Genomic DNA, 26,188 nt, shown 5'->3' on the forward strand with positions numbered 1-26,188 from the left:
CGGCGATTGCATGGCCGGGGGCGAGGGGTAGGGCTTAGGACGCTCCCCCCAAGCCCTAAGTCCTAAGCCCTAAGCCCTAAGCCCTAAGCCCTCCTACAGCCCCACGTCCCAGACGCCCGCGTCGCGCATCCGGGTTTCGCGCGCCTCTTCGGCGCGGCCGCCCATGTCGCGGGCCATGCCGCGGATGGCCGTGGAGACGGTCGCCTTGTGCACGCCGGGGACCAGGGCGTGGGCGAAGGCGGCGCCGGCCAGGCCCAGGAGCCTGAACCCGAAGCCGGCCGAGGCGGCGAAATGCTCCAGATAGCTCTCGCCCACCTCGCGCGGGTGATCGCGGAACAGCCGGTCGAACGGCGTGGACCCCGGGCGGTCGCGGTCGGGCAGGATCTGGGTCATGCAGGCGGCCTCCGGATGGGTCGCGCCATGGTCGCGTCGATGGCCGATGGAGGCAAGCCCGCAAACGCGCCGCGCCCCATCGTCATGCGGGACTTCCCGCGCTAGGGTCGCGGTTCGAACAAGGGAACGTCCATGTCGCCTCGCCTCAAGGCCCTGCTGTCCACCGGCCTGTCGTCCGTCCTGGCGGGGGTCGTCCTGATCCAGGCGGCGCCGGCCCAAGCCCAGCCCGGCCCCAGCTATCTGCCCTATGACGCGCGGCGCGGGGTGTTCAGCTTCGCCCCCGGCCTGGACGATTCCCTGCCGGCCGTGGTGCAGGTCACAACCCTGGGCCAGTCGCGCGGGCCGACCTCGGACGCCGACGACCCCAAGCCGTTCGCCTCGGGCTCGGGCGTCATCGTCGACGCGGCCGAAGGGGTGCTGATCACCAACAACCACGTGGTCGAGGGCGGTCGCAAATTCACCGTCGACCTGACCGACGGCCGGCTGTTCGACGCGGTGCTGGTCGGCGCCGACAAGGCCACCGACATCGCCGTGCTGAAGATCGTGCCGGACGGCCGGCCGCTGAACCTGTCGCAGGTCCAGACGGTCGATTCCGACACCCTGCGGACCGGCGACCTGGCCTTCGCGGTCGGCTATCCGCTGGGCCTGGACCAGACGCTGACGATGGGGGTGATCTCGGGCCTGAACCGCTCGGGCCTGGGCGACGCGGTCGAGGACTACATCCAGACCGACGCGGCGGTGAATTCGGGCAACTCCGGCGGGCCGCTGCTGGACAGCCGGGGGCGGCTGATCGGCATCAACACCTCCATCCTGTCGGGCGGCTTCGGCGGCGGCAACGACGGCATCGCCTTCGCCGTGCCGTCGCGCATCATGCTCTATGTCGCCGAGCAGCTGAGGAAGAACGGCGAGGTCAAGCGCGGCCAGACCGGGGCCCTCTTCGCCTCCCTGACCGCCGAACGCGCGCGCGAGATGGAGCTGCGCATCGTGCGCGGGGCCATCGTGGCGGACGTGGCCCCCGGCTCCCCGGCCGAGCGCGCCGGCCTGCGACGCGACGACGTCGTCACCCGCATCCAGGGCCGGCCGGTGGCCAACGCCGGATCGATCAACGCCACCGTCGGCATCGCCGCGCCGGACTCGAGCCTCAACCTGGTCTATCTGCGCGGCGGCCACGAGGCGACCACGGCCCTGCGGGTGGAAACGCCCGAGGCCGCGCCCGTCGTCGTCGGCGCCGACCGCGTCGTGGCCTATGGCGCGACCCTGCGCGACGCCGACGGCGGCGCCCAGGTCACCACGGTCGAGGCCGGCTCGCCCGCCGCCCAGGCCGAACTGGCCGCCGGCGACCTGATCACCGCCGTCGGCGGCGCGCCGGTCGCGGACGCGCGCGCGGCGGGCGAGGCCCTGCGGGCGGCGGGCGAGACGATCGAGATTTCGGCGACGCGGGGCGGCGAGAGCGTGGCCCTGACCCTGACCCCCTAGATCGGGACCGAACCGGGCCCCGGACAGCGAAACGCCCGCCTTGCCGGGGAGGGGGAGGGGTTCGGCAGGACGGGCGCTCGCTTGGAGGAAGCATCGGCCGCCGGAGCCCTTTGATGGAAACATCCAGGGGGCTGGGGGGCTGTTCAGGATCCGGACGCTTCCGAACTCCGACGAGCCGATGATCGATGTGTCGCTCTCCAAACGGGCGGGCGAAGGACCGAAAGGGGGCCTTTTCGTGTCGTGCGCGAAAACCCTGGCGCGCGCCCGCCAGACGCGCGCCCGGGAGACTGGCGCCGGGGCCGCATCGGCCTAAGTTGAAGCCATGAGCCAGGACCCCGCCGTCGCCGCCCCGCCCCTGCCCGGCCCGGTCTTCTTCGACCGGCGCGAACTGGACCTGATCCTGCGGGTCTATGGGCGGATGGTGGCCCAGGGCGAATGGCGCGATTATTCCGTCGTCGGCCACAAGGACTTCGCCGAGTTCGCCGTCTTCCGCCGCTCGGGCGACGCCCCGGCCTACCGCATCGAGAAACGCCCCGCCCTGCAGACCCGTCAGGGCCAGTGGGCCGTCATCGGCGACGGCGGCCAGGTCTTGCGCCGCGGCCGCGACCTGGCACAGGCCCTGCGCGTCTTCGACGGCCGCCGGTTCCAGGTGGTGGACTAGCGCGGGGGGGTCTTCACCTCGCGGATGCGTGCGCCCTCGACGGCCCACAATTTGTCGCCCGCCATGGCGTAGATCGTCGTCCTGTTCAGCAGGGACAGGAAAACGTGCACCTCCAGCGGCTGAGGCGCGACGACCAGGTTCGTGACGAGACCGACCATCCGCCCCCCTTGGGTCGCCTGCCGCCTGTCCATGTTCAGGCAGCCGCCCGACAGCTGCTCTCTACGTTCGACGGCGCGGCCGTCGGCGCTGACGTGAAAGCGGTAGTGGCCGCCCATCGGCACGACGTCAGCGTCCGTGGTCGCCGCCAGCAGCCAGACCAGCCAGCCCTCCCCGTCCGGGTCCGGCAGGACCACGGCGTTGTAGCGGGCGGCGCAACGCAGGGGGCCGAAGGCGTCGGCGGCGGCGGTCCGGGCCTGGAAACGCGCGGCTTCGTCGGACGTCAACGCCGGATCGGCGGCGTCCGTCACGGCGCCGGCCTGCAAGCGGGCGTCCACCACGACGTCCTTGAACGCCTGGGGCGCCTCGCGCGAGCCCTTGAGGAACCGAACCCGCTGACCGTCGCCTTCCTCGACCACGACCCAACCGATCAGACCGTCGGGAGGCTGGCCGCCGGACTGCGCCAGAAGGGCGTCGGTTGCGCGCGCGGCGGCGACGTCCTGGCGCCAGATCGCCTGCCCCAGACGCGCGGTCTCGTCGATGGACCAGACGCTCACCGGCTCGGGGGCCTGCTGCCGGGCGGACACGGGCGACGCCAGGGCCGCCGCGGCGAGCAGGGGGACGAGCAGGCGGCGCATGCAAGACTCCGAAACACGACGCCCGCACACAACCCCGAAGCGACGCGCGGAGCAAGTCTGCGGGCAAAAAGAAAGGGCCCCAAGGGGCCCTTTCCACATCCGACTGTCGCCCGTCGTCAGTTCCGGTTGCCGCCCATGAAGGCCAGCAGGAACTGGAACAGGTTGATGAAGTTGATGAACAGGCTCAGCGCGCCGAAGCCGGTGGCCACGCCCATCGCGTTCTGGTCGCCGCCCAGGGCGTAGTAGGTCATCTTCAGCCGCTGGGTGTCATAGGCGATCAGGCCCGAGAAGATCAGCACGCCCAGGCCGCTGATGATCAGGTAGAACATCCCCGACTGCAGGAACATGTTGACGATCGAGGCCAGGATCAGGCCGATCACGCCCATGATCAGGAAGGTGCCCATGCCCGACAGGTCCTTCTTGGTGGTGTAGCCCACCAGCGACAGGCCGCCGAAGGCCGCCGCCGTGACCAGGAAGGTCGAGACCAGGCTGCCGCCCGTATAGCGCAGGAACAGGATGCCCAGGCCCGCGCCGATGGTGGCGACCACGGCCCAGTACAGCATGTTCACGCCGCGCGCCGTCGGGTTCTTCATGAAGAACATCGAGCCGAACAGCATCACCAGCGGCGAGAACTGGACGATCATGCCCAGCACCGTCAGGCCGATGCGGCCGTCGGGGCCGACGGCGAACAGCATCTGCTGCACCGCCGGCACATTGCCGGTGACATAGGCGAGGGCCGCCGCGACCAGCAGGCCCAGCGCCAGCTTGTTATAGACGCCCAGCATGAAGGACCGCAGGCCGGCGTCGACGGACATGTCGGCCGTCTGCGGCAGCGGGCGGGCGTAGCCGTTGTTGAAATCGCTCATGGCGACGAACTTTCTCCCATAGGCCGGGGAAGGCTTTCCCCGGTCGTATGTCGCGAATATCGGGACGCGGGGGCGTCCCTGCAAGGAAAACCGGACTTGGAGCCGGGCGTTCCGGCCGCTACCAACCGTCGCATGCTGCGCCTGTTCACCGCCCTGTCGATCCCCGAGGATGTCGCCGAGACGCTGCAGCGGCGCCAGTCCGGCCTGCCCGGCGCGCGCTGGCGGCTGCCGGAGGCGCTGCACGTCACCCTGGCCTTCCACGGCGAGATGGACGAACGCCGCGCCGACGACCTGGCCTCGGAGCTGTCTCGCGTCGGGGGCGCGCCGTTCCAGATCGCGCTGAAGGGCGTGGGGGCCTTCGGCGACGCCCACCGCAGCCACACGATCTGGGCCGGGGTCGAGACGCCCAACCAGGCCCTGTCGGTCCTGGCCGGGCGCTGCCGGGCGGCGGCGGCGCGCGCCGGGATCGCCGCGGAGGCGCGCGAATACCGCCCGCACGTCACCCTGGCCTATCTGAAGCCCCAGACCGACCCGGCCCGCGTCGGGGCCTGGATCACCGGCCACAACCTGCTGCATTCGCCGCCGATCCGCATCGACCGCTTCGGCCTGTATTCCAGCGTCCTGACCGATGCGGGCAGCCATTATCAGCTGGAGCGGGAGTATCTGCTGTGACCGGGACCCGTGATCGAGACCGAACGCCTGATCCTGCGCCCGCCGACGATGGCGGACTTTCCCCGCTGGGCCCAGTTCCAGGCCGACGCCGAGACGACCCGCTTCATCGGCGGCCCCAAGACGCCGCCCGAGACCTGGCGCATCCTGATGACCGTCGCCGGCGCCTGGAGCCTGACGGGGATCAGCTTCTTCTCGGTTATCGAAAAGGCGTCGGGCCAATGGGTCGGGCGGATCGGGCCGTGGCGGCCCGAGGGCTGGCCGGGGCCGGAAGTGGGCTGGAGCCTGCACCCCGACGCCGCCGGCAAGGGCTATGCGCGCGAAGCCGCCGTCGCCAGCCTGGACTACGCCTTCGACGTGCTGGGCTAGGACGAGGCGATCCACACCATCGACGCCGACAACGCCGCCTCCATCCGCCTGGCCGAGCGGCTGGGCTCGCGGTATCGCGGACCGGGCCGCCTGCCGCCGCCGTTCGACGCCCTGCCGGTGGGCGTCTGGGGCCAGACGCGCGACGAATGGCGCGCGCGGACGCGCTGACGGGGGCAACCGAACGCCTGGACGCCGCGTATCGGACCTGAACGGAACGAGGATACGCCCGATGATGCGCGCCGCCCCGATCGCCCCGATCGCCGCTGTGATCCTGCTCGCGCCCGCCGCCGCCCAGGCCCAGGCCCGGGCGGTCGACATGGACCGCTTCGACGGCCGCTGGTTCGAGATCGAACGCAGCCACAACAATGTGCAGAAGGACTGCAGCCGGGCCCAGATCGACTTCACGCCCCAGGATGCGCCGGGCCGCTATGGCCTGACGGTGACCTGCACCCGACGCGCGGACGGCCAGGTCGAGACCCTGCGCGCCAACGCCCGCGTCACCGATGCCGAGACGAACGCCAAGTTCCGCTTCACCCTGACCGGCCTGCTCAGCTTCGGCGGCCTTGCGGGGCAGAACTATTGGGTGTGGGACCACGACCCGGACTACGGCTGGGCGATCCTGGCCCTGCCGGACAAGTCGGACTGGTGGATCTGGCGGCGCAGTCCCAGCGCCAGCCCGGCCGAACGCCAGCGGCTTCTGGCCCGCGCCCGCGCCCTGGGCATGGACATGAGCCGGGTCATCTCCACCGGCGGCTGACGGCGCCGCTTGCGGGCGGAACGGAGGCGGAACATAAGGGCGGATGCCCGCCGCCGCCGTTCATCTGGAGCTGGTCTTCAGCCGTCCCGAGACCACCCTGTCGGTCACGCGCGGGGCGGCGCGGCTGCTGATGGACATGGGCTATGCGCCGCTGCTGGAGGTGTGCCTGCCCAACGGTCGCCGCGCCGACGTCATGGCCGTGGGGCGCAAGGGCGACATCGTCATCTGCGAGGTGAAGTCCGGGATCGACGACTATCGGGTCGACCGCAAGTGGCCCGAATACGCCCCCTTCTGCGACGCCTTCTACTTCGCCGTGGCCCCGGAGTTCCCGCAAGCCGTCCTGCCGGATGAACCAGGACTGATCGTCGCCGACGCCTTCGGCGGGGCCGTGGTCAGGGACGCCCCCGCCTCCCCCCTGGCCCCCGCCCGCCGCAAGGCCCTGACCCTGGCCTTCGCTCGCCTGGGCGCGCTGCGGACGATGCGGGACTGAGGGGCAGGAGAGCGCGGACCTCCGGTCCGCGACGAAACGCGGGCCTGCGGACCAGAGGTCCGCGCTCCCGAATTCACCTTGGCGCGCGCTTAGCCAGGATCCGTTGCAGGGTGCGGCGGTGCATGCCCAGGCGGCGCGCGGTTTCCGAGACGTTGTGGTCGCACAGCTCATAGACCCGCTGGATGTGCTCCCAGCGCACGCGGTCGGCGCTCATCGGGTTCTCGGGCGGCTCGGGCGCGTCGCCGGCGGCCAGCAGGGCCTTGACCACGTCGTCGGCGTCGGCGGGCTTGGACAGATAGTCGACCGCCCCGGCCTTGACCGCCGCGACCGCCGTGGCGATGGCGCCGTAGCCGGTCAGCATGACAATGCGGGCGTCGGCGCGGCGGTCGCGCACGGCCTCGACCACCTTCAGGCCGTTGCCGTCCTCCAGCCGCATGTCCAGCACCGCGAAGGCGGGGGCGTGGTCCCTCAGCGCCGCCGTGGCCGCCGCGACCGAATCCGCCGTGGTGACCTGGAAGCCGCGCGCCTCCAGGGCGCGGCCCATGCGGGTGCGCAGGGCCTGGTCGTCGTCCAGCAGCAGCAGGGACTTGTCGGGCAGGGCGGCGATGCGCGTCTCTAGGTCGGACATTCTCGAAGGTTCTCCTGCCGCATCAAGTCGGGGCCCGAAGCGCGCGGGTCAAGACCGGGGTTCCCCCTGCGACGCTTCGACCCAAGACGCGGCGGCCGCTCAGTCCGCCACTTCCAGCGCCGGCCGCGCCCAGCGCACGGCCACGCGGGCGCCGCGCGGCGCGCCCTTGTGCTCGGACTGGGGCAGGCCCTGCCCGACGCTGACCTGGCCCCCGGTCCGCTCCAGCAGGGTGCGGGCGATGAAGAAGCCCAGGCCCATGCCGCCCTGGCTGGGGGCGATCTGCGGCGCGGCCGGGGCGCGGCGGCGGGCGGCGTCGGCGATCTGGGCGGCCAGGGCGCGCCGCGCCTTGCCCTGGGGGCGGCTGGTCACATAGGGCTCGCCCAGCCGAGGCAGGATGTCGCCGGGAAAGCCCGGTCCGTCGTCCAGGATCTCGATCTCGATCCAGCCGGCGTCGACCAGGGCCTGGACCCGCACGGTCGAGCGGGCGAAGTCGGCGGCGTTCTCGACCAGGGTGGACAGGCCGTGCACCACCTCGGGCATCCGGCGCACGCGCGGCGCGGGCTGGCCCGGCGGGGTGCGGACATTGACCTCGAACGCCAGGTCGAAGCCCCGGTGCGGCTCCACCACCTCTTCCAGCAGGGCCTTCAGCGCCACGTCGGCATAGAGGGCGTCGTCGCCCTCGGGCTCGCGCGACAGCTGGGCCAGGATGCCGCGACAGCGCTCGGCCTGCTGCAGGATCAGGTCGGCGTCCTCGGCCAGGTCGCCGCCGGGGGGCGCGGCGCGCTGCATCTCCTTGGCCACGACCTGGATGGTGGCCAGCGGCGTGCCCAGCTCGTGCGCCGCCGCCGCCGCCAGCCCGCCCAGCGCCGCCAGCCGCTGCTCGCGCTGCAGCACGTCCTGGGTCGTGGCCAGGGCCAGCTCCAGCTTCTCGGCGTCGGCCGCCACCCGCCAGGCGTAGCCGGCGGTGAACACCACCCCCGTCACCAGGGCCAGCGCCATGCCGAAGCGGTACAGGGTCGGCAGGGCGAAATGCTCATAGGGCCGCCACGGCAAGGGCTCGGACCAGAAGAACAGGATCGCCACCGCCAGCAGGGCCAGCAGTCCCAAAAGCAGCGCCTGGCGCGCCGGCAGCGCCGCCGCGGCGATGGTCACCGGCGCGACCAGCAGCAGGCAGAACGGGTTCTCCAGCCCCCCCGTCAGGCCCAGCAGCACCCCCAGCTGGAAGATGTCGAACCCCAGGTGCAGCGCCGTCAGCCGCCCGTCCGGCAGGCTGGCTTCCAGCCGCCGCACCCGCGCCATCGCGCCCAGATTGACCGCCGCGCTGACGGCGATGACCGTCAGGCAGGGCCACAAGGGCAGCGGAAAGTGCAGGGCGACATAGGCCGTCAGGATCGCCGAACTCTGGCCCAGGATCGTCAGCCAGCGCAGCACGATCAAGGTGCGCAGCGAGAATCCCCGCCCCCGGCGCGGGGCGTCGCGCCAGCCCTGCAGCATGTCGGCGGGCGGCGCCTGCGGCGCGATGCGGGCTTCTGTCGAGGTCACGCCCCCTCTATAGACCGGACCCGTCCCCAGCGTGAGAGGTCGTCATGCCGCGTCGTTCCGTCCTGCTGTTCGCAGGCGCCTGCATCGTCTTCGCCGCCGTCCTGGCGCTGGTCACCATGGTGGTCGTCACGGGGCGCGAGGGGGCCGGCGCCGGAGAGGCGACCTCCACCGGCCAGCCGCTGGTGGGCGGCGAATTCCACCTGGTCGACCAGGACGGGCGGCCGGTCGACCAGACGATGCTGGACGGCAAGTGGAGCCTGGTCTTCTTCGGCTTCACCTACTGCCCCGAATTCTGCCCCACCACCCTGGCCGAGCTGGCGGCGGTGCAGCAGCGGCTGGGCGCCCAGGCCGACGACCTGCAGATCGTCTTCATCAGCATCGACCCCCAGCGCGACACGCCCCAGGCGTTGAAGGACTATCTGTCCTCTGACGGCTTCCCCCGGGGAACCATCGGCCTGACGGGCTCGCCGGAGCAGGTCGCCCAGGCGGCCAAGGCCTACCGCGCCTATTACGAAAAGGTCGGAGAGGGCGACGGCTATACGATGAACCACAGCCTGACCGTCTATCTGATGGGGCCGGACGGGAAGTTCCGCACCGCCGTCGCCTATGGGCTGGGGCCGGACAAGTCGACGAAGATCATCCAGGACGCCATGGCGCGCGGCTGAACCGGCGCCCATAATCCTTTTGCAGGGCCGCGCGTTCTATGCTGCGCTGCAAAAGCGGCCGTCGCCGCCGGGATGTCCATGCTCTACGCCCTTCACGAACTCGCCTATCAGTCCGCCCTGCCCTGGCGCATCGGCGCCCAGGCGGCGCGCCGCTTCTGGAACTCGCCGTTCAACCCGGCCGCCGACACGGCCATCGGCCGCACGGCCTACGCCTCGGCCGAACTGTTCGAAAGCGTCACCCGCCGCTACGGCAAGCCCGACTGGCGGCTCGCGACGATCGACATCGACGGCAAGCCGGTGCGGACCGTCGAACAGGTGATCTGGCAGAGCCCCTGGTGCCGCCTGGTCCGCTTCGCGCGCAACATCGGCGACCTGAAGCGCGCCGGAAAGCCCGCCTCGGGTCCGGCGGTGCTGATCGTGGCCCCGCTGTCGGGCCATTACGCCACCCTGCTGCGCGGCACGGTCGAGGCCTTCCTGCAGGACCACGACGTCTATGTCACCGACTGGGTCAACGCCCGCCAGGTCCCGGTGCTGGAAGGCCGGTTCGACTTCTTCGACTACATCGACCACGTCCGCATGATGCTGGCCGAGATCGGCGGGCGCCCGCACGTCGTCGGCGTCTGCCAGCCGGGGCCGCCGGTCTTGGCGGCGGCGGCGATCATGGCCGAGGACGCCGACCCCAACCGCCCCGCCTCCATGACCTTCATGGGCTCGCCGATCGACGCGCGCCTGTCGCCGACCGTCACCAACCAGCTGGCCGAGGAAAAGCCCTTCACCTGGTTCCGGTCCAACATGATCCACACCGTGCCCTGGCCCTATCCGGGCTTCGGCCGTCGCGTCTATCCGGGCTTCGTCCAGCTCTACAGCTTCATGTCGATGAACGAGGAACGCCACCGCGACGCCCACTGGGACTATTTCAACAGCCTGATCGACGGCGACGGCGACGGGGTCGAGAAGCACGAGGAATTCTACGACGAGTACCTGTCGGTGCTGGACCTGACCGAGGAATTCTACCTCCAGACCATCGACATCGTCTTCCAGCAGCACCTGCTGCCGCGCGGCCTGCTGGAGCATCGCGGGCGCAAGGTGGACCTGACCCGGATCGCCGACATCGGCCTGATGACGGTGGAGGGGGAAAAGGACGACATCTCCGGCGTCGGCCAGACCCAGGCCGCCCACGGCCTGTGCCCCAACGTCCCGGACGATCGCCGCCAGCTGTACGTCCAGCCCCGGGTCGGCCACTACGGCGTGTTCAACGGCCGCCGCTTCCGCGACGAGATCTATCCCCGCGTGCGCGACTTCATCGCCAGCAACGAGGCGCTCAGTGGCGTATCGCGACGGCCAGCGTCTGCCGCTTGACGAGCGGGGCGGTCCCGGCCCCGTCCTGAGACTGTCGGTCAATCCGCGCGCCCGGCGGCTGTCGGTGCGGATCGACGCGCGCGCGGGCGAGGCGGTGGTGATCGCGCCCAGCGAACGCGGCCTGGCCCAGGCCGTCGCCTTCGCGCGGTCCAAGGGCGTGTGGATTTCCGAACGTCTGGCGGCGCGCCCCCGGGGGCGGCCGCTCCAGCCCGGCCAGGTGATCTCGCTGAAGGGCCGTCCCGTCCGGCTGGAGGCGACCCCCGGCGCGGGCGCCGCGCGCCTGGTCGAGGACGGGACGGTCATCCGCTCGGGCGGCGAGGGCGAGGCCTACGCCCGGCGCGTCGAGAACCTGCTGAAGCGGCTGGCCCGCGACGTCCTGGTGGAACGGACCGAGCATCACCTGCGCACGCTGGGCCAGCGGCCGGTCAGGGTTTCGATCGCCGACACCCGCTCGCGTTGGGGATCGTGCAGCCCGCACAACCGCACCATCCGCTATTCCTGGCGGGTGGTGATGGCCCCGCCGCCGGTGATCGACTATCTGGCCGCGCACGAGGTCGGCCACCTGGTCCACGCCGACCACAGCCCGGCCTATTGGGCGGTGGTGGAGCGCCTGATCGGCGACCACCGGCCGTTGCGCCGCTGGCTGCGCGACCACGGCGCGGCGCTGCACGCCGTGGGGCGCTAGGAAGCCAGCCCCCCGATCCAGCCCAGGTGGTCGGCCAGGATCAGCACGCCGACGCCGATCAGGGCCAGTCCGCCCAACAGTTCCGCCCCCTTGCCGAAGCGCACGCCGACCGCCTTGCCGATCAGCATTCCCGTCGTCGTCAGCACGAAGGTGGTGAAGCCGATCGAGGCGGCGACGATCCAGATGTTCACGCCGATGAAGGCCAGGCCCACGCCCACGGCGGCGGCGTCGATGCTGGTGCCGACGGCGGTGGCGACCAGGGCCAGCAAGCCGCCGCGACGGGACGGCGCCGCCTCCCCGTCCCCGGCGTCCGGCCTGGACAGGCCTTCCCTGATCATGTGGGCGCCGACGACGGCCAGCAGGGCGAAGGCGATCCAGTGGTCGATCTGCTGGATCAGCCCGGCCGCGAGCAGGCCCAGGCTCCAGCCGATGATCGGGGTGATGGCCTCGATGACGCCGAACACCAGGCCCGCGCGCAGGGCCTGGCCCAGGGCCGGCCGATGCGAGGCCCCGCGACCGACCGCCGCGGCGAAGGCGTCGGTGGACATGCTGAGCGACAGGACCGCGATGGCGCCGGGGGTCATGAACTCACTCCGCCGGACACGAGACGCAACGCCCCCGCACCGGCCGGCGCGGCCGCGGGATGCGCTGGTCTCGCTAGGCGGAAGCGACGTTCCGCTGGTCGCGCCACGCCGACGCCGGAAGGGGCGGCGGCGAATGTGTTGACGCGACCCCGGCTTCGAACGCCGGAAGCTACTCCCCAACAGGAGCGGGCGCTCTACAGCCGCCGCGCCTTCGATGCAAGGCGACGGCCGTCAGTAGAACAGCGGCTCCTGCCGGCGTTCGGGCGGCAGGCGGCCGTCGACCTGCTGTTCCGGCTCGCGCGGCTGGGCGGGCTGGGGCGAGGTCGGGCGCACGATCGGGGGCTGGCCGGCGCCCGGTTGCGGCGGGGTCTGCGCCGGTTGCGGGGCGTAGGGATCGCCCTGGCCGGGATCGACCGGCTCTACCGGCTGGCCGTCGCCCACGTTGGACAGCAGGTCGCCGACCGGGTCGGGCGCGCGCCACCCCTCGGGCATGGCGGGGCCGTCGGGGATGCGCGGGGCGTTCAGGCGCGGCAGGGCCGCCTCCATGAAGCCCTTCCAGATGGCGGCGGGCGACGATCCGCCGGTCACGCCGCGCATCGCGGTGTTGTCGTCCTTGCCGACCCAGACGGCGGCGACGAAACCGCCGGTGTAGCCGACGAACCAGGCGTCCTTGTAGTCCGAGGTGGTGCCCGTCTTGCCCGCCAGGTCGCGCCCGGCGATGGCCGCGCCGCGCCCGCTGCCCGAGGTGATCACCCCGCGCAGCATCTCGTTCAGATAATAGAGCGGCGGATTGTTGATGGCCTGGCCCGTCTCGGGGTTGGAGCGCTGGTAGATGACCCGCCCCTGCGGCGTGCGGATGCGGCTGACGCCATAGGGTTCGACCCGGCGGCCGCCGTTGGCGAAGGCGTCATAGGCGCCGGCCATCTCCAGCGGCGAGACCTCGACCGCGCCCAGGGCCATGGCGGGCTCCAGGCCGATGCGGCTCTCGATGCCCAGGCGGCGGGCGGCGCGGGCCACGCTGTCGCGGCCGATCTGGTCGGCGACCGAGGCCGCCACCGTGTTGGTCGACTGGGCCACGGCCTGGGCCAGGGTCATGGGGCCCGAGAAGGTCCCCGAATAGTTGCGCGGCGACCAGTTCCCGATGGTGATCGGCTCGTCCACCACCGGCGTCTGGGGCGTGTAGCCCGCCTCCAGCGCCGCCAGATAGACGAACGGCTTCCAGGCCGAGCCGGCCTGGCGGCGCGCGTCCACCGCGCGGTTGAACTGGCTGTCGGCGTAGGAGGCGCCGCCGATCATGGCGCGCACCCGGCCGTCGCCGTCCAGCGCCACCAGGGCCGCCTGCTCGACGCCCCGTCCCTCGTCCCGCTCCAGGATGCGCCGCACCGAGCGTTCGGCGGCGGTCTGCAGGGTCAGGTCCAGGGTGGTCTCGACGATCATGTCCTCGGTCGGTTCGCCGACCAGGCCGCGGATCGACTTGTCCAGCCAGTCGATGAAATACTGGGCGTGCTGGGTCGCCAGGGTGCGCGAGACGATGACCGGCTGGGTCACGGCCTGTTCGCGCTGGGCCGCGGTGATGACGCCGGCCTCTTCCATCTCGTTCAGCACGACGGTGGCGCGCGTGGCCGCCCGCTCGCTCTCGGACAGGGGCGAATAGCGCGACGGCGCCTTCAGAAGGCCCGCCAGCAGCGCGGCCTCGCCGATGGTCAGGTCGCTGGCCGGCTTGTCGAAATAACGCTGCGACGCCGCCTCGATGCCATAGGCGCCGGCGCCGAAATAGACCCGGTTCAGATACAGGGCCAGGATCTCCTTCTTGGAGAATTTCATCTCCAGCCAGACCGCCAGCATCAGCTCCTGCACCTTGCGGCGCATGTTCTGGTCGGGCGTCAGGAACAGGTTCTTGGCCAGCTGCTGCGTCAGGGTCGAGCCGCCCTGCACCACCCGGCCCGCGCGCATGTTGGCCGCCGCCGCCCGCATCATGCCGATGGGGTCGAAACCGGGGTGGTGATAGAAGCGCCGGTCCTCGATGGCGATGAAGGCCGCCGGCACATAGTCCGGCAGGGCGTCCAGGTCCGCCGGCGGCGCCATCTGCGTGCCCCGCGTGGCGATCAGCGCCCCGTTGCGGTCCAGATAGGTGATCGAGGGCTGGCGGTCGACCTGGTACAGGCTGGAGGTGTCCGGCAGGCCGCGCGCGAACACGGCGAAGAAGACGACCAGGAAGATCAGCCCCCAGACCGCCATCACCGCGCCCCAATAGACCAGACGCTGGAGCGCCGAGCGCCTGGGCCTGCCCTCGCCCCGTTCTTGACCCGCCATTTTCACCCTCAGATGCCGCGCTCAGGCGGATTTAGCTCCACGGGTATGTATCCCGTATGAACCGCCGCCGAAACGGCCCCGCCGACATCACGCGAGCGTGAGGCGCTATTCGGCCGAAAGAAAGGCGTCCAGTTCGTCCTGGAAGGCCCGGGGCTGGTCGAACATGATGAAGTGGGCGCTGTCGTCGATCCGCTTCAGCGTCGCCCCCCGCAGGTCGGCGTAGGACGCCTGGTAGATGGCGTCGGTGATCTGGGGCGTCATGCGCGGATCGTTGAACTTGACGTAGAGCACCTCGGTCGGGGCGGTGATGTTCGACAGTTCGGGGCGCAGGTCGGTGGTGACCAGTTCGCGATAGGCGGCGGCCGAGACCTTCTGGTCGCTGGTCCGCATGTCCTCCAGCGCCTCTTCGCGGCGGGATTCGGTGTTGATCATGCCGGTGATGGCCGCGGTCGCCTGGGCGACATAGGCCTCGCGCGGGCTGTTGGCCTGGGCCGCCCAGATCCGGTCGGCGACGGGGGCCACGCCTTCGGCCGTGGTTCCGGGCGGGCCGAACATGGCGCCCATGAAGGGGATCATGTCCACGACCATCAGCCGGCCGACCAGGTCCGGGTGGCGCGCGGCCAGCATCAGGCCGATGGTCCCGCCCATCGAATGGCCGACCACGGCGGGACGCGACAGATGGGTCTCGCGGATATAGCGGGCGATCTCCTCGGCGACCGGGGCGGCGACCAGGCCGGGCGCGTCCCCCGTCTGGGCGTTGCCCTCGGCCGGCGCCCCGGCGAAGCCCTGGACGTGGATGCGGTGGACGCGCCAGCCCACCCCGTCCTGGGCCGTCAGATGATCCACCGTCTCCTGCCATATCTCGGGCGAGGAGCTGAGACCCGGGATCAGGATGATGTCGCGCCCGTCCATGTCGCCGTCCACCCGGACGTGGATCCGGTCCGAGGCGAAGTCGGCGTGCCGATGGCCGGGGGCGGCGGCCGCATCCTGGGCCAGAACGGCGGCGGGCGCGGCGGCCAGCATCACGGCGGCGATAACGGCGGCGCGGATCATGGTGTGTCTCCCTCTAGGACGCGGCCACGATGGCGCATCTGCTTTGTTGTGTAAAGCTCTTTACATCAGGCGCGCGACAGATCCCGCATCCCTCTGTTAGACAGGCCCCATGAAGACCGACGCCGCCGATCCCGTCCAGTCGCCCAAGGCCCAGGCCGCCCCCGCCCGGACCGGGCCGGCCCCCTTCGGCAAGGGGTTCGTCACCGACGCCTGGTATTTCGTCGCCCTGGCCCGCGACGTCGCCCCCGCCTCGCTGAAACGCCATGAGATCATGGGCGAGCCGGTGCTGGTCGGCCGCACCCGCGCGGGCCAGGTCTATGCGATGCGCGACATCTGCCCGCACCGCGCCGCGCCCCTGTCGGCCGGGCGGCTGGTGGACAAGCCCGGCGAGGGCGAGACGGTCGAATGCCCCTACCACGGCTGGCGTTTCCGCCCCGACGGCGTCTGCGCGGCCATCCCGTCCCTGGTCGAGGACCAGGCTTTCGACACCGACCGCATCCGCGTCCGGTCCTATCCGGTGCGCGAGCAGCAGGGCCTGGTCTTCGTCTGGATGGCCTCGGACGCCCGCAATCCGATGGCGCCGGACCACGAACCGCCGGTCTTCCCCGGCGCGGTCGGCCCCGTCCGCCTGGTCGAGGCGATGGATTTCGACAGCCATATCGACCACGCCGTCGTCGGCCTGATGGACCCGGCCCACGGCCCCTACGTCCACCAGCAATGGTGGTGGCGGTCCGAGCATTCGATGCACGAGAAGGCCAAGGCCTTCGCCCCGGTCGAGCACGGCTGGGCCATGACGCGCCACGCCCCGTCGTCGAACAGCCGCCTGTACAAGATCCTGGGCGGCGCCCCGGCGACCGAGATCACCTTCCGCCTGCCGGGCTATCGCTGGGAGCATATCCAGGTCGGCGAAAGGCAGGTCCTGGCCCTGACCTGCCTGACCCCGATCACCGAGACCCGGACCCGCATCACCCAGATCTTCTGGTCCGATCACTGGGTGTTCGGGCTGGCCAAGCCCTTCCTGCGGATGGGGGTGGTCGCCTTCCTGAAGCAGGACGGCGGCATGGTGAACCTGCAGAACGAGGGCCTGCGCTACGACCCGGCCCTGATCTGGATCGACGACGCCGACAGGCAGGCCAAGTGGTACCAGCAGCTGAAGCGCGAATGGACCCGCAGCCGGGCCGAGGACCGGGCCTTCGTCAATCCGATCCAGCCGACCACCCTGCGCTGGAAGAGCTGAGGCCCTATACGGCCGGCGGCGGGCCGAACTTTCCGGCCTGATAGTCCTGGATCGCGGCGACGATCTCCTCGCGGGTGTTCATCACGAAGGGGCCGTGGGCGAAGACCGGTTCGCCGATCGGCCGGGCGTGGCCCAGCAGGACGACCGCGTCCGACGCCGCCGTCATCTCCACCGCCGCCCCGTCGCCCAGCGCCGCCAGGGTCCATTGCGGAACCGCCGTCCCGGCCACCTCGACCTGGCCCTTGACCACATAGAGAAAGACGTTGCGGTCGGCCGCCACCGGCTCGACGAAGCGCGACCCGGCCGGCAGGCGAACCACCGCCAGGTTCACGTCGATCAAAGACTGGATCGGCGCGGTCCGTCCCTGCCATCGGCCAGAGATCGGCTCGACCGTCACGCCGGCGTCGGTCACGAAGGTCGGGATGTCGGCGGCCTGCAGGCCCACGTAGTTGGGCCGCGTCATCTTCAGCCGCGACGGCAGGTTGACCCACAGCTGCAGGATCTCCATCGGCCCGCCGTCGCGCTTGAAGGCGGCCGGCGACAGTTCGGCGTGGATCAGGCCCGATCCGGCGGTCATCCACTGGATCCCGCCCGCCTTGATGATGCTCTCCCCGCCGCCGGAATCGGTGTGGGCCAGCTCGCCGTCCAGGATGAAGGTGACGGTCTCGAACCCGCGATGCGGATGCGGCCCGAACGGCAGGCCGCGGTTGTTCGGCGGATAGGTCTGCGGTCCGTGATGGTTCAGGAACAGGAAGGGATCGACCTGCTCCAGCCCCGGCCCCGGCACGGGCCGACGTGTCGTCAGGTCGCCGATGTCGTCGCGCTGGGCCCGATGCAGGCGGACGACGGGGCGGGGCGCAGGGTGTGTCATTCGTCACATATAGGGTGGCGGATCGGCCGTGGCGAGCGTCAGCCCGGGCGCGCCACCGTCACGGGCCGGCGTTGGCCGCCCTGGACCAGGACCCCGGTCCAGCCCTTGTCCGACGCGTGCAGGCGCAGCGCGCCCGTCCCGACCGGAACCACCGTGGTCGCGCCGTCGGTCCGCGCCGGCCCGGCCACGCCGCCGTCGTCCCTGCCGACGCGCGGATCCAGCCGCCGCCAGGCCCCCTCGATCCGGCGCCCGCCGCCCAGGTCGGTCAGGGCCAGCGACATCAGCGGCCGCCCCTCGGCGTCCAGCACCCGCCAGCGTCCGTCCAGCGGTCCGGCGCGGCTGTCCATGGTGATCTCGGCCTGGGCCACGCCCTGGTCATAGGCGGTCTCGGCGTCGCTGGGGCTGGTCTCGTAGCTGCCGACATAGGCGCCGACCACGACCGGCTGGGTCAGGGCGCGGCGATGGGCGGCGTCGCCGGAATCGCCCTGGGCCTGTTCGCGACCAAAGTCGGAGGGCGGCTCGAACGGCCGCACCACCGGCGGCTGATAGGTTTCCGGCGTCGCGTCCAGGGCGCCGTAGGGGGTCTGGAGGGTCAGGCCGGCGGCGAGGGCGGGGGCGAAGGCGAACCAGATCATGGGCTTACCCTGCCAAAGCCGCCCCGCCGGCCGCAACCCCCGCCGGCGGATGCGCGCAAACGTGATCGACGACGTCCCGGCCTCGCGACGGCCGTCTCCGCAACACTTGTTGAAGCCGTTTGTTGACACCGCCGCGCGCGGGTCACTAAAGCCTTCGCAACCGCACACGGCGATTGAATTCATTCGCTTTTGAGAACGATTCGCATGACTCATCCCAACCCGACGTCGGGGGATGCGCGCGACGACCAGACCGGCCGTTTCGTCACCCAGCCGAACGGTCACGTTCGACCCCTGTCCCCTCACATCAGCGTCTGGCGCTGGCACATCACCATGGCCGCGTCGATCCTGTTCCGCGTGACCATCGGCGCGATGACGGTCGCGGCCCTGATCGCCCTGGCCTGGCTGGCCGCGGCCGCCGCCGGACCGGACGCCTACGCCGGGGCGCTGGCCTTCGCCGGATCGCCGCTGGGCCTGTTCATCGGCTTCGGCCTGACGGTGGTGCTGTTCTCCTTCATCCTCAACGGCGCTCGCCACCTGATCAACGACACGGGCGCGGCCCTGACGATCAAGCCGGCCAACCTCCTGTCCGCCATCGCCGTCTGGGGGCCGATCCCGCTGGCGGTGCTGTTCTGGATCGCCTTGTTCGCCACGGGGAGGGTCTCGCTGTGAGCAGCCCGGCTAAGTTCAGGAACCGCGTCAAGATTTCCGAGCGCCACGGCGCCGGCGAATGGACCATCGAGAAGCTGCTGCTGGCGGCCCTGATGCCGCTCGGCCTGTGGGTCGCCTCCAGCGCCGTCACCCTGGCCGGCGCCGACTACGGCGCCGTCGCCGCCTGGTTCGGCAACGGGCTGAACGCCGCCCTGGCGGTCCTCGCCGCCGTGGCCTTCTGCGGGTTCGGCGCCCTGGCCTGGAAGGTCATCGTCGAGGACTACATCCACCGGCCGGGCAACAAGGCCCTGCTGCTGGTCGTGGTGAACATCCTCTTCTTCGCGCTGGCGGCCGCCAGCGTCTTCTTCATCGTGCGTCTGGCGCTGGGCTCGGCCCCGCTGCCGGCCGGAGTCTGATCCCGTCATGGCTGCTTACGAGCTTATCGATCACGAATACGACGTCGTCGTCGTCGGCGCCGGCGGTTCGGGCCTGCGCGCCGCCCTGGGCGCCGCCCAGCAGGGGCTGAAGGTCGCCTGCGTGACCAAGGTCTTCCCCACCCGCTCCCACACCGTGGCCGCCCAGGGCGGCATCTCGGCCAGCCTCGGCAACATGGGCGAGGACAGCTGGCAGTGGCACATGTACGACACCGTCAAGGGGTCGGACTGGCTGGGCGACCAGGACGCCATCGAATATCTGGTCAGGAACGCCCCCAAGGCCGTCTATGAGCTGGAGCACTGGGGCGTGCCCTTCTCCCGCACGGACGAGGGCAAGATCTATCAGCGCGCCTTCGGCGGCATGACCCGCAACTTCGGCGAAGGCCCGGTGCAGCGCACCTGCGCCGCCGCCGACCGCACCGGCCACGCCATCCTGCACACCCTCTACGGCCAGTCGGTGCGCCGCGAGGTGAAGTTCTTCATCGAATATTTCGCGCTGGACCTGATCATGCAGGACGGCGCCTGCACCGGCGTCACCGCGCTTCAGCTCGACACCGGCCAGCTGCACCAGTTCCGCGCCAAGATGGTGGTGCTGGCGACCGGCGGCTACGGCCGCGCCTATTTCTCGGCCACCAGCGCCCACACCTGCACCGGCGACGGCAACGCCATGGTGCTGCGCGCCGGCCTGCCGCTGCAGGACATGGAGTTCGTCCAGTTCCACCCGACCGGCATCTACGGCGCCGGCTGCCTGATCACCGAGGGCGCGCGCGGCGAGGGCGGATACCTGACCAACTCGGAAGGCGAGCGCTTCATGGAGCGCTATGCGCCGACCGTGAAGGACCTGGCCCCGCGCGACATGGTTTCGCGCTCCATGACCATCGAGATCCGCGAAGGCCGCGGCGTGGGCCCGAACAAGGACCACATCTTCCTGCACCTGGACCACCTGGATCCCAAGATCCTGCACCAGCGCCTGCCGGGCATCTCCGAAAGCGCCAAGATCTTCGCCGGCGTCGACGTGACCAAGGAGCCGATCCCGGTCCTGCCGACCGTCCACTACAACATGGGCGGCATCCCGACGAACTATCACGGCGAGGTGCTGACCCTGCGCGACGGCAACCCCGACAGCGTGGTTCCGGGCCTGATGGCCGTGGGCGAGGCCGCCTGCGTCTCGGTGCACGGCGCCAACCGCCTGGGCTCCAACTCGCTGACCGATCTGGTGGTGTTCGGCCGCGCCGTCGGCCTGCGCTGCGGCGAGGTGGTGGACAAGGCCTCGGCCGTGCCCGCCGCGCCCAAGGCCCAGATCGACGCTCACCTGGCCCGCCTGGACCGCTTCAGGAACGCGAACGGCTCGACCCCGACCGCCGAGCTGCGCCTGTCGATGCAGCGCGCCATGCAGGCCGACGCGGCGGTGTTCCGCACCGGCGAGACCCTGCAGCAGGGCGTCGACAAGCTGCGCGCCATCGACGCCGCCGGCGCCGACATCAAGACTGTCGATCGCGGCCTGATCTGGAACACCGACCTGGTCGAGACCCTGGAATACGACAACCTGATCGCCCAGGCCCTGGTCACGATCGAGGGCGGCCTGAACCGCACGGAATCGCGCGGCGCCCACGCCCGCGAGGACTATCCGGACCGCGACGACGTGAACTGGATGAAGCATACCCTGGCCTGGAAGCGGCCGGGCGAAGGCGTCCAGATCGATTACCGTCCGGTGCACAACTACACCATGTCCGACGAAGTCTCGTACATCGAGCCCAAGGCGCGGGTTTACTAAGATGGTCCAGCTCACTCTCCCCAAGGGCTCCAAGCCGACGACGGGCAAGGTCTTCAAGGCCGCGCCGGGATCGAAGGACGTCAAGACCTACAAGGTCTATCGCTACGACCCCGAGGTCGACGCCGACCCGCGCTGGGATGTCTATGAGGTGCCGACCGGCGACCACGGCCCGATGCTGCTGGACGCCCTGATCCACATCAAGAACACCATCGACCCCACCCTGTCGTTCCGCCGCTCGTGCCGCGAGGGCATCTGCGGCTCGTGCTCGATGAACATCGACGGGCGCAACACCCTGGCCTGCACCAAGGGCTGGGACGAATGCCAGTCGTCCAACATCACCATCGCCCCCCTGCCCCACCAGCCGGTGGTCAAGGACCTGGTGACGGACCTCAGCCTGTTCTACGCCCAGTACGATTCCATCCAGCCCTACCTCCAGTCCGACGAGCCGGATCCGGAGAAGGAGCGGCTGCAGTCGCCCGCCGACCGCGAGAAGCTGGACGGCCTGTACGAATGCATCCTGTGCGCCTGCTGCTCGACCTCGTGCCCCAGCTACTGGTGGAACCAGGAAGAATACCTCGGCCCGGCCGCCCTGCTGCAGTCCTACCGCTGGATCTCCGACAGCCGCGACGACGCCACCCAGAAGCGCCTGGACGACCTGGAAGACCCGTTCAAGCTGTATCGCTGCCACACGATCATGAACTGCGCCCAGGTCTGCCCCAAGGGCCTGAACCCGGCCAAGGCCATCGCCGAGACCAAGAAGCTGATGATCGCCCCCGGCCGCAAGAAGCAGGCGGCCTGAGGATCGTGCGGCGGAGGCTTGCCTCCGCCGCGCCCTCGTCTAAGAGCGCCCCATGCCCAAGATCACCTATATCGAGCATGACGGGACCGAGCACGTCGTCGACGTCAAGCCGGGCCTTTCGGTCATGGAAGGCGCGATCCGCAACAATGTGCCGGGCATAGACGCCGATTGCGGCGGGGCCTGCGCCTGCGCCACCTGCCACGTCTATGTCGACGAGGCCTGGCGCGAGGCCACGGGGTCGCCCAGCGCCATGGAGGAATCCATGCTGGACTTCGCCGAGGAGGTCGAGCCCAACAGCCGCCTGTCGTGCCAGATCCGCGTCTCCGACGCCCTGGACGGCCTGGTCGTGCGCCTGCCCGAAAACCAGCACTGACGTGACGCGCGGCGCCATCCGGCTTCTGGCGCGTTGACCGCTCCGTGAGCTTGTTCGGTTCGAAATTCGGTCGCGCCCCGGACCCGGCCGACCGCCGCCAGGAGCCCCGTCGGGCGGCCAACGCGCGCGGGGTGGTCGTCGCCTCGGGCGTCGAGACCGCCTGTCTGATCGTGGACCAGTCCGCGGCCGGTTTCCGGCTTCGGCTCGACCGCGGCGCCGCCCTGCCGCGCGACGTCGTGGTCATCGACGTGGCCGAGGGGCTGGCCTATCCGGGCGTCGTCGTCTGGCAGAAGGGCCAGGAAGCTGGAATCAAACAGGCCGGGCCAACCCCGCTGAGGGGGCTGACGCCGGCCCGGATGACCGCCGCGCGCGAAGCCTGGCTCCGCGCGGGCGGCCGTTAGTCACGGGATCGGGCCGATCAGGCGGCCTTGGCCGCCTTCTCCGCCTTGCCCTGGACCTGGCCCTCGATCAGCGGCGTGCCGGCGCCGATCTCGATGCGGCGGGGCTTCAGCGCTTCGGGCAGTTCGCGCTTCAGGGCGATCGACAGCAGGCCGTTGACCAGGTTCGCCTCGGTCACGACGACATAGTCGGCCAGCTGAAACCGACGCTCGAAGTCGCGTTCGGCCAGGCCGCGGTGCAGATAGGTCTTCTGCGGCGCCCCCCCATCCAGAGAAGCGTCGTTGGCGGTCTTGCGGCCGGTGACGGTGAGCAGGTTCTCCTTCACCTCGATGTTCAGCTCGTCGGGCGTGAAGCCGGCGACGGCGATCTCGATGCGATAGGCGTTCTCGCCCGTGGTCTCGATGTTGTAGGGCGGATAGCCCGTGTCCTGGCTGGTGCGCGCGGCGCTTTCCAGCAGATTGGCCAGACGGTCGAAGCCGACGGCCGAACGGTACAGCGGGGTGAAATCATAGGTACGCATCAGCATCCTCCTGAGGATCAGCAAGGTTGAGCCGCCCGGCGGTTTGGCCCGGACGGATGGAGATCAGTCCTGCCGGCCCGAAATCGGCCCCGGCGGGTCTGGAGAACCCGGCGTCGGCGTTCTCGTGGGTTCAGATGGGATGCGCCCTTCGCCCGTCAAGACGTCCGCGCGTCATTTCGTCTGCCCCGTCGAAGCGGGCTTGGTCGCCGGACGCGGGCTGCTATGGAGAAGGGAATCCTCGGGAGAACTTGCCATGCGTCACGCCCTTCTCGCCGCCGCCGCGCTCGCGGCCTGCGCCGCTCCCGGCCTGGCCCAGGCCCAGCAGACCCCGACCCTGCCGCGCTCGGCCCTGTCCACGGCGATCCCCCAGCTCCAGGAAGACGCCGCGCTCCAGGCGGCCGTGGCCTCCACGACCCGGCCCGAGGCCGACCGCGCGCGCGACCGGTGGCGTCACCCCTACGAGGCCCTGACCTTCTGGGGCCTGACGCCGGGCATGACGGTGGTCGAGATCGAGCCCGGCGGCGCCAGCTGGTGGCGCCATATCCTGGAGCCCTACGCCGCCGCCACGGGCGGGCGCTATGTGCCGGTCAACCGGCCGCTGGAGAGCATGGGGGTCGCGCCGGGAAGCGCCGACTTCATCCTGGTGGCGCGCGCCTTCCACAACTGGTCGCGCGGCGGCCGCACCGAGCCCTATCTGGCCGCCTTCTTCCAGGCGCTGAAGCCCGGCGGCGTCCTGGCGGTGGAACAGCACCGCAGCGTCGACGGCCTGAACGTCGCCGACGTCGCCCCCACCGGCTACGTTCCCGAAAGCTATGTCATCAAGGCCGCCCAGGACGCCGGCTTCGTGCTGGAGGCCCGCAGCGAGCTGAACGCCAACCCCGCCGACGATCGCGACCATCCGTTCGGCGTCTGGACGCTGCCGCCGGTCCGTCGGTCCGCGGACGATCAGGGGCGCGCCCTGACCCCCGACCAGCGCGCCGCCTTCGACGCCATCGGCGAGAGCGACCGCATGACCCTGAGATTCCGCAAGCCGGAATAGTCCGCCCCGGCGGGCCCCGGGGCCTTTGACCCCGGCGGCGAACCTGAGTAAGCCCGTCATCGCCCCCGTCGCCGCCGAAGTCGGTCGGGCGCCGGGGCGATGCTCCGCAGGGATGTTTGATGGCCGATTTTGCAGCGAACCAGGACCGCGTGTCGCGCCGGACGTTGCTGGCCGGCGCGACCGGACTGGCGCTGGCGGGCCTGGGCGCGTCGCTGTCGGGCTGCGGTCGCGGCGAGGAGAAGACGGCCGCGCCGCCCGCCGGGCCGCAGGGCCCGCCCGAGGGATCGCTGGAATGGGCCGTCGCCGGCGCCTGGCGCACGCCCCAGGACAAGGCCCGCGACGCCTTCCGCCACCCGATGGAGACGCTGCGCTTCTTCGGCCTGCAGCCGCGCATGACGGTGCTCGAATTCTGGCCGGGCAGCGGCTGGTACACGGAAATCCTGGCCCCCTATCTGAACAAGGGCGCCGGCGCCTATGTCGCGGCCCTGTTTCCCGAGGGACCGACGGCCGACCCGGCCCAGGCGGCGCTGAACGCGGCCTTCCGCGCCCGCTTCTCGTCCGACAGGCGGCTTTACGGCGAACCTCGCTTCTCCACCTTCGGCGCGGCCAGCGGGCCGGCGGCCGATCCCGGCACGGCGGACATGGCCCTGTTCATGCGCACCCTGCACGGCTGGATGGCCGCCGGGATCGCGGAAAAGGCCTTCGCCGACGCCTACGCCGCGCTGAAGCCCGGCGGCGTCCTGGGCGTCGAGCAGCACCGGCTCGGCCCGGAAGAGGACCAGGACCCGGTCGCCGCGAACGGATACGTCCAGGAGGCGTTCGTCCGCCAGCTGGCCGCCGAGGCCGGCTTCGTCTTCGTCGCCGCCTCCGAGATCAACGCCAACGACAAGGACACTAAGGACCATCCGTTCGGCGTCGACACCCTGCCGCCGATGCGGCTGACCGCGCCGCGCGGAGAGCCCGCGGACCCCGCCTTCGACCGCGCGCCGTATGAAGAGATCGGCGAGAGCGACCGCATGACCTTGAAATTCAGGAAGCCCGTGTGAACCGCGCCCAGACCTTCGCCGCCCATGCCCCGCTGATGGGCGTGCCCGGCGCCGCCCCGCCGCCCGGCGGAGACGGCGACTGGTTCCGGGGCGCGGGCGGCATGCGCCTGCGCGCGGCGCTGTGGACGCCGTCGCCGATGGTGGCCAAGACCCCGCGCGGCACCGTGGTGCTCAGCGCCGGCCGCACCGAGCCGATCGAGAAATACTACGAATTCATCGGCAATCTGCTGGCGCGCGGCTGGTGCGTCCTGGCCCACGACTGGCGCGGCCAGGGGCTGTCGGCGCGCCTGCTGCCCGACCGGCTGAAGGGCCACGCCCGCGCGGTCGAGGAGTTCCTGGACGACTACGGCCGGCTGCTGGAGACCTATCAGGCGCGGATGCCCCAGCCCTGGATCATGGTCGGCCATTCGATGGGCGCCTGCCTGAACCTGCTGACGCTGGAGGCCGGCGAGGACCGGTTCGCCGCCGCCCTGCTGTCCAGCCCCATGCTGCGGGTCAAGACGGGCAAGCGCTCGATGTGGTCGGTCAAGCTGGCCCTGCGCTGGAACATCCGTCACGGCAAGGCCGGCGACTATGTGCTGGACGACGTCGACGACCCCTTCGACCATGACTTCGAGGGCAACACCCTGACGTCGGACGCGGCCCGCTACGACCTGTGGCGCCAGCAGCTGTTCGCCTGCCCTCACCTGGCCGTCGGGGCCCCCACCTATGGCTGGCTGGCCTTCGCCATCGACGCGGGCGAACGGGCGCTGAAGCCCAAGGCCCTGAAGGCGGTGAAGATCCCCGTCACCGTGGTCCAGGCCGACCGCGACGAACTGGTCTGGAAACAGACCAGCCGATGGGCCGCCAAGCGGCTGGAGCGCGGCCGCTATGTCGAAATCCCCGGCGCGCGCCACGAGATCATCATGGAGGCGGACGAGATGCGCGGCGTCTTCCTGCAGGAGTTCGACGCCCTGGCCGACACGGTGGCCCCGGTGCTGGAGACGACGGGCGCCTAGGTCCGGCGGCTTGCGCGCCTAATTCGGCGCGCACGCCCCTGCAAAATCAATCGCTTGCAGGGCGTCCGGCGCTTTCGACCAACCGCGGTCCGAACATCGCCTATGATGCGC

General features: G+C 70.9%; 29 protein-coding genes and 1 pseudogene. 19 read left to right on the forward strand and 11 right to left on the reverse strand.

Features of this window, described 5'->3' with window-relative positions; genetic code table 11:
• Window positions 1–93: 93 nt before the first annotated feature.
• Window positions 94–393: a DUF6356 family protein gene (locus M8231_RS15445; protein ID WP_249751745.1), complete on the reverse strand. Its 300-nt coding sequence runs from the start codon at window positions 391–393 to the stop codon at window positions 94–96.
• A 132-nt stretch (window positions 394–525) separates the two neighbouring features.
• On the opposite strand from M8231_RS15445, the gene M8231_RS15450 reads away from it, so the two are divergent.
• Together M8231_RS15450 and M8231_RS15455 are read left to right on the forward strand one after the other, a co-directional pair.
• A complete protein-coding gene (locus M8231_RS15450) occupies window positions 526–1,869 on the forward strand; it encodes a trypsin-like peptidase domain-containing protein (RefSeq protein WP_249751746.1) in 1,344 nt (447 codons plus the stop codon).
• A gap of 322 nt (window positions 1,870–2,191) precedes the next feature.
• Complete coding sequence (locus M8231_RS15455; protein WP_249751747.1) at window positions 2,192–2,530, forward strand: DUF2794 domain-containing protein; 339 nt, start codon at window positions 2,192–2,194, stop codon at window positions 2,528–2,530.
• Here M8231_RS15455 and M8231_RS15460 read toward each other — a convergent pair.
• Both M8231_RS15460 and M8231_RS15465 read right to left on the reverse strand, forming a co-directional pair.
• Complete coding sequence (locus tag M8231_RS15460) at window positions 2,527–3,324, reverse strand: hypothetical protein (protein WP_250201889.1); 798 nt, start codon at window positions 3,322–3,324, stop codon at window positions 2,527–2,529. The two genes, M8231_RS15455 and M8231_RS15460, sit on opposite strands and share 4 nt — an antisense overlap.
• A gap of 116 nt (window positions 3,325–3,440) precedes the next feature.
• Window positions 3,441–4,190, reverse strand: coding sequence for a Bax inhibitor-1/YccA family protein (locus M8231_RS15465; RefSeq protein ID WP_249751749.1), 750 nt, complete (start codon window positions 4,188–4,190; stop codon window positions 3,441–3,443).
• Between the two features lie 132 nt (window positions 4,191–4,322).
• Between M8231_RS15465 and thpR the strand changes: the two genes are divergently transcribed.
• From thpR to mmcB, 4 genes and pseudogenes are all read left to right on the forward strand, one after another.
• On the forward strand, window positions 4,323–4,862 hold the full coding sequence (gene thpR / locus M8231_RS15470; protein WP_249751750.1) for an RNA 2',3'-cyclic phosphodiesterase: 540 nt from the start codon (window positions 4,323–4,325) through the stop codon (window positions 4,860–4,862).
• Between the two features lie 48 nt (window positions 4,863–4,910).
• Window positions 4,911–5,396, forward strand: a pseudogene (locus M8231_RS15475) (GNAT family N-acetyltransferase).
• A 61-nt stretch (window positions 5,397–5,457) separates the two neighbouring features.
• On the forward strand, window positions 5,458–5,985 hold the full coding sequence (locus M8231_RS15480; RefSeq protein ID WP_249751751.1) for a lipocalin family protein: 528 nt from the start codon (window positions 5,458–5,460) through the stop codon (window positions 5,983–5,985).
• Window positions 5,986–6,028: 43 nt separating this feature from the next.
• A complete protein-coding gene (gene mmcB, locus M8231_RS15485; protein ID WP_250201890.1) occupies window positions 6,029–6,475 on the forward strand; it encodes a DNA repair putative endonuclease MmcB in 447 nt (148 codons plus the stop codon).
• Between the two features lie 73 nt (window positions 6,476–6,548).
• On the opposite strand, the gene M8231_RS15490 is transcribed toward mmcB, so the two are convergent.
• Both M8231_RS15490 and M8231_RS15495 read right to left on the reverse strand, forming a co-directional pair.
• Window positions 6,549–7,103, reverse strand: a complete 555-nt coding sequence (locus M8231_RS15490) for an ActR/PrrA/RegA family redox response regulator transcription factor (RefSeq protein ID WP_249751752.1) — start codon at window positions 7,101–7,103, stop codon at window positions 6,549–6,551.
• 99 nt (window positions 7,104–7,202) lie between these two features.
• The gene (locus M8231_RS15495; RefSeq protein ID WP_250201891.1) at window positions 7,203–8,645 is read right to left on the reverse strand and encodes an ActS/PrrB/RegB family redox-sensitive histidine kinase; all 1,443 of its coding nucleotides are present in this window, start codon (window positions 8,643–8,645) and stop codon (window positions 7,203–7,205) included.
• A gap of 44 nt (window positions 8,646–8,689) precedes the next feature.
• Here M8231_RS15495 and M8231_RS15500 point away from each other — a divergent pair, with 44 nt between their 5' ends.
• From M8231_RS15500 to M8231_RS15510, 3 genes are all read left to right on the forward strand, one after another.
• A complete protein-coding gene (locus tag M8231_RS15500) occupies window positions 8,690–9,310 on the forward strand; it encodes an SCO family protein (RefSeq protein ID WP_250201892.1) in 621 nt (206 codons plus the stop codon).
• A 78-nt stretch (window positions 9,311–9,388) separates the two neighbouring features.
• Window positions 9,389–10,669, forward strand: coding sequence for a polyhydroxyalkanoate depolymerase (locus M8231_RS15505; protein WP_249751754.1), 1,281 nt, complete (start codon window positions 9,389–9,391; stop codon window positions 10,667–10,669).
• Entirely contained in the window at window positions 10,635–11,354 is a 720-nt protein-coding gene (locus M8231_RS15510; RefSeq protein WP_250201893.1) for a M48 family metallopeptidase, read from the forward strand. Before M8231_RS15505 ends, M8231_RS15510 begins: the two co-directional genes overlap by 35 nt.
• Here M8231_RS15510 and M8231_RS15515 read toward each other — a convergent pair.
• From M8231_RS15515 to M8231_RS15525, 3 genes are all read right to left on the reverse strand, one after another.
• The gene (locus M8231_RS15515) at window positions 11,351–11,938 is read right to left on the reverse strand and encodes a manganese efflux pump MntP (protein WP_250201894.1); all 588 of its coding nucleotides are present in this window, start codon (window positions 11,936–11,938) and stop codon (window positions 11,351–11,353) included. The two genes, M8231_RS15510 and M8231_RS15515, sit on opposite strands and share 4 nt — an antisense overlap.
• A gap of 231 nt (window positions 11,939–12,169) precedes the next feature.
• Window positions 12,170–14,251, reverse strand: coding sequence for a transglycosylase domain-containing protein (locus M8231_RS15520; protein WP_250201895.1), 2,082 nt, complete (start codon window positions 14,249–14,251; stop codon window positions 12,170–12,172).
• A gap of 105 nt (window positions 14,252–14,356) precedes the next feature.
• Window positions 14,357–15,304, reverse strand: coding sequence for an alpha/beta fold hydrolase (locus M8231_RS15525; RefSeq protein ID WP_249751757.1), 948 nt, complete (start codon window positions 15,302–15,304; stop codon window positions 14,357–14,359).
• Window positions 15,305–15,413: 109 nt separating this feature from the next.
• Here M8231_RS15525 and M8231_RS15530 point away from each other — a divergent pair, with 109 nt between their 5' ends.
• On the forward strand, window positions 15,414–16,541 hold the full coding sequence (locus M8231_RS15530; RefSeq protein ID WP_249751758.1) for an aromatic ring-hydroxylating oxygenase subunit alpha: 1,128 nt from the start codon (window positions 15,414–15,416) through the stop codon (window positions 16,539–16,541).
• A 4-nt stretch (window positions 16,542–16,545) separates the two neighbouring features.
• Here M8231_RS15530 and M8231_RS15535 read toward each other — a convergent pair whose 3' ends face one another.
• Together M8231_RS15535 and M8231_RS15540 are read right to left on the reverse strand one after the other, a co-directional pair.
• Window positions 16,546–17,412 carry a pirin family protein gene (locus tag M8231_RS15535; protein ID WP_249751759.1) on the reverse strand — a complete coding sequence of 289 codons (867 nt, stop codon included), beginning with the start codon at window positions 17,410–17,412 and terminating at the stop codon, window positions 16,546–16,548.
• A gap of 38 nt (window positions 17,413–17,450) precedes the next feature.
• Window positions 17,451–18,047: a major capsid protein gene (locus tag M8231_RS15540; RefSeq protein WP_250201896.1), complete on the reverse strand. Its 597-nt coding sequence runs from the start codon at window positions 18,045–18,047 to the stop codon at window positions 17,451–17,453.
• Between the two features lie 204 nt (window positions 18,048–18,251).
• Here M8231_RS15540 and sdhC point away from each other — a divergent pair, with 204 nt between their 5' ends.
• Genes sdhC through M8231_RS15570 form a run of 6 tightly spaced genes read left to right on the forward strand, consistent with a single transcriptional unit; the run spans window position 18,252 to window position 22,476 of the window.
• Window positions 18,252–18,716 carry a succinate dehydrogenase, cytochrome b556 subunit gene (gene sdhC, locus M8231_RS15545; RefSeq protein ID WP_249751761.1) on the forward strand — a complete coding sequence of 155 codons (465 nt, stop codon included), beginning with the start codon at window positions 18,252–18,254 and terminating at the stop codon, window positions 18,714–18,716.
• A complete protein-coding gene (gene sdhD, locus M8231_RS15550; protein ID WP_249751762.1) occupies window positions 18,713–19,111 on the forward strand; it encodes a succinate dehydrogenase, hydrophobic membrane anchor protein in 399 nt (132 codons plus the stop codon). The genes sdhC and sdhD overlap by 4 nt, the downstream gene beginning before the upstream one ends.
• 7 nt (window positions 19,112–19,118) lie before the next feature.
• Complete coding sequence (gene sdhA / locus M8231_RS15555; RefSeq protein WP_249751763.1) at window positions 19,119–20,903, forward strand: succinate dehydrogenase flavoprotein subunit; 1,785 nt, start codon at window positions 19,119–19,121, stop codon at window positions 20,901–20,903.
• A 1-nt stretch (window position 20,904) separates the two neighbouring features.
• Window positions 20,905–21,702: a succinate dehydrogenase iron-sulfur subunit gene (locus tag M8231_RS15560; RefSeq protein ID WP_249751764.1), complete on the forward strand. Its 798-nt coding sequence runs from the start codon at window positions 20,905–20,907 to the stop codon at window positions 21,700–21,702.
• Window positions 21,703–21,754: 52 nt separating this feature from the next.
• Window positions 21,755–22,075: a 2Fe-2S iron-sulfur cluster-binding protein gene (locus M8231_RS15565; RefSeq protein ID WP_249751765.1), complete on the forward strand. Its 321-nt coding sequence runs from the start codon at window positions 21,755–21,757 to the stop codon at window positions 22,073–22,075.
• A 44-nt stretch (window positions 22,076–22,119) separates the two neighbouring features.
• Window positions 22,120–22,476, forward strand: a complete 357-nt coding sequence (locus M8231_RS15570; RefSeq protein ID WP_249751766.1) for a PilZ domain-containing protein — start codon at window positions 22,120–22,122, stop codon at window positions 22,474–22,476.
• 17 nt (window positions 22,477–22,493) lie between these two features.
• Here M8231_RS15570 and M8231_RS15575 read toward each other — a convergent pair whose 3' ends face one another.
• Window positions 22,494–22,994 carry an Hsp20 family protein gene (locus tag M8231_RS15575; RefSeq protein ID WP_250201897.1) on the reverse strand — a complete coding sequence of 167 codons (501 nt, stop codon included), beginning with the start codon at window positions 22,992–22,994 and terminating at the stop codon, window positions 22,494–22,496.
• A 253-nt stretch (window positions 22,995–23,247) separates the two neighbouring features.
• Here M8231_RS15575 and M8231_RS15580 point away from each other — a divergent pair, with 253 nt between their 5' ends.
• The 3 genes from M8231_RS15580 (at window position 23,248) to M8231_RS15590 (ending at window position 26,077) form a co-directional block, all read left to right on the forward strand.
• Window positions 23,248–24,033, forward strand: coding sequence for a class I SAM-dependent methyltransferase (locus M8231_RS15580; protein ID WP_249751767.1), 786 nt, complete (start codon window positions 23,248–23,250; stop codon window positions 24,031–24,033).
• 119 nt (window positions 24,034–24,152) lie between these two features.
• The gene (locus M8231_RS15585) at window positions 24,153–25,079 is read left to right on the forward strand and encodes a class I SAM-dependent methyltransferase (protein ID WP_249751768.1); all 927 of its coding nucleotides are present in this window, start codon (window positions 24,153–24,155) and stop codon (window positions 25,077–25,079) included.
• Complete coding sequence (locus M8231_RS15590; protein ID WP_250201898.1) at window positions 25,076–26,077, forward strand: alpha/beta fold hydrolase; 1,002 nt, start codon at window positions 25,076–25,078, stop codon at window positions 26,075–26,077. Before M8231_RS15585 ends, M8231_RS15590 begins: the two co-directional genes overlap by 4 nt.
• Window positions 26,078–26,188 lie beyond the last annotated feature (111 nt).

The sequence above is a fragment of the Brevundimonas albigilva genome, from assembly GCF_023573565.1.
Classification (GTDB): domain Bacteria; phylum Pseudomonadota; class Alphaproteobacteria; order Caulobacterales; family Caulobacteraceae; genus Brevundimonas; species Brevundimonas albigilva.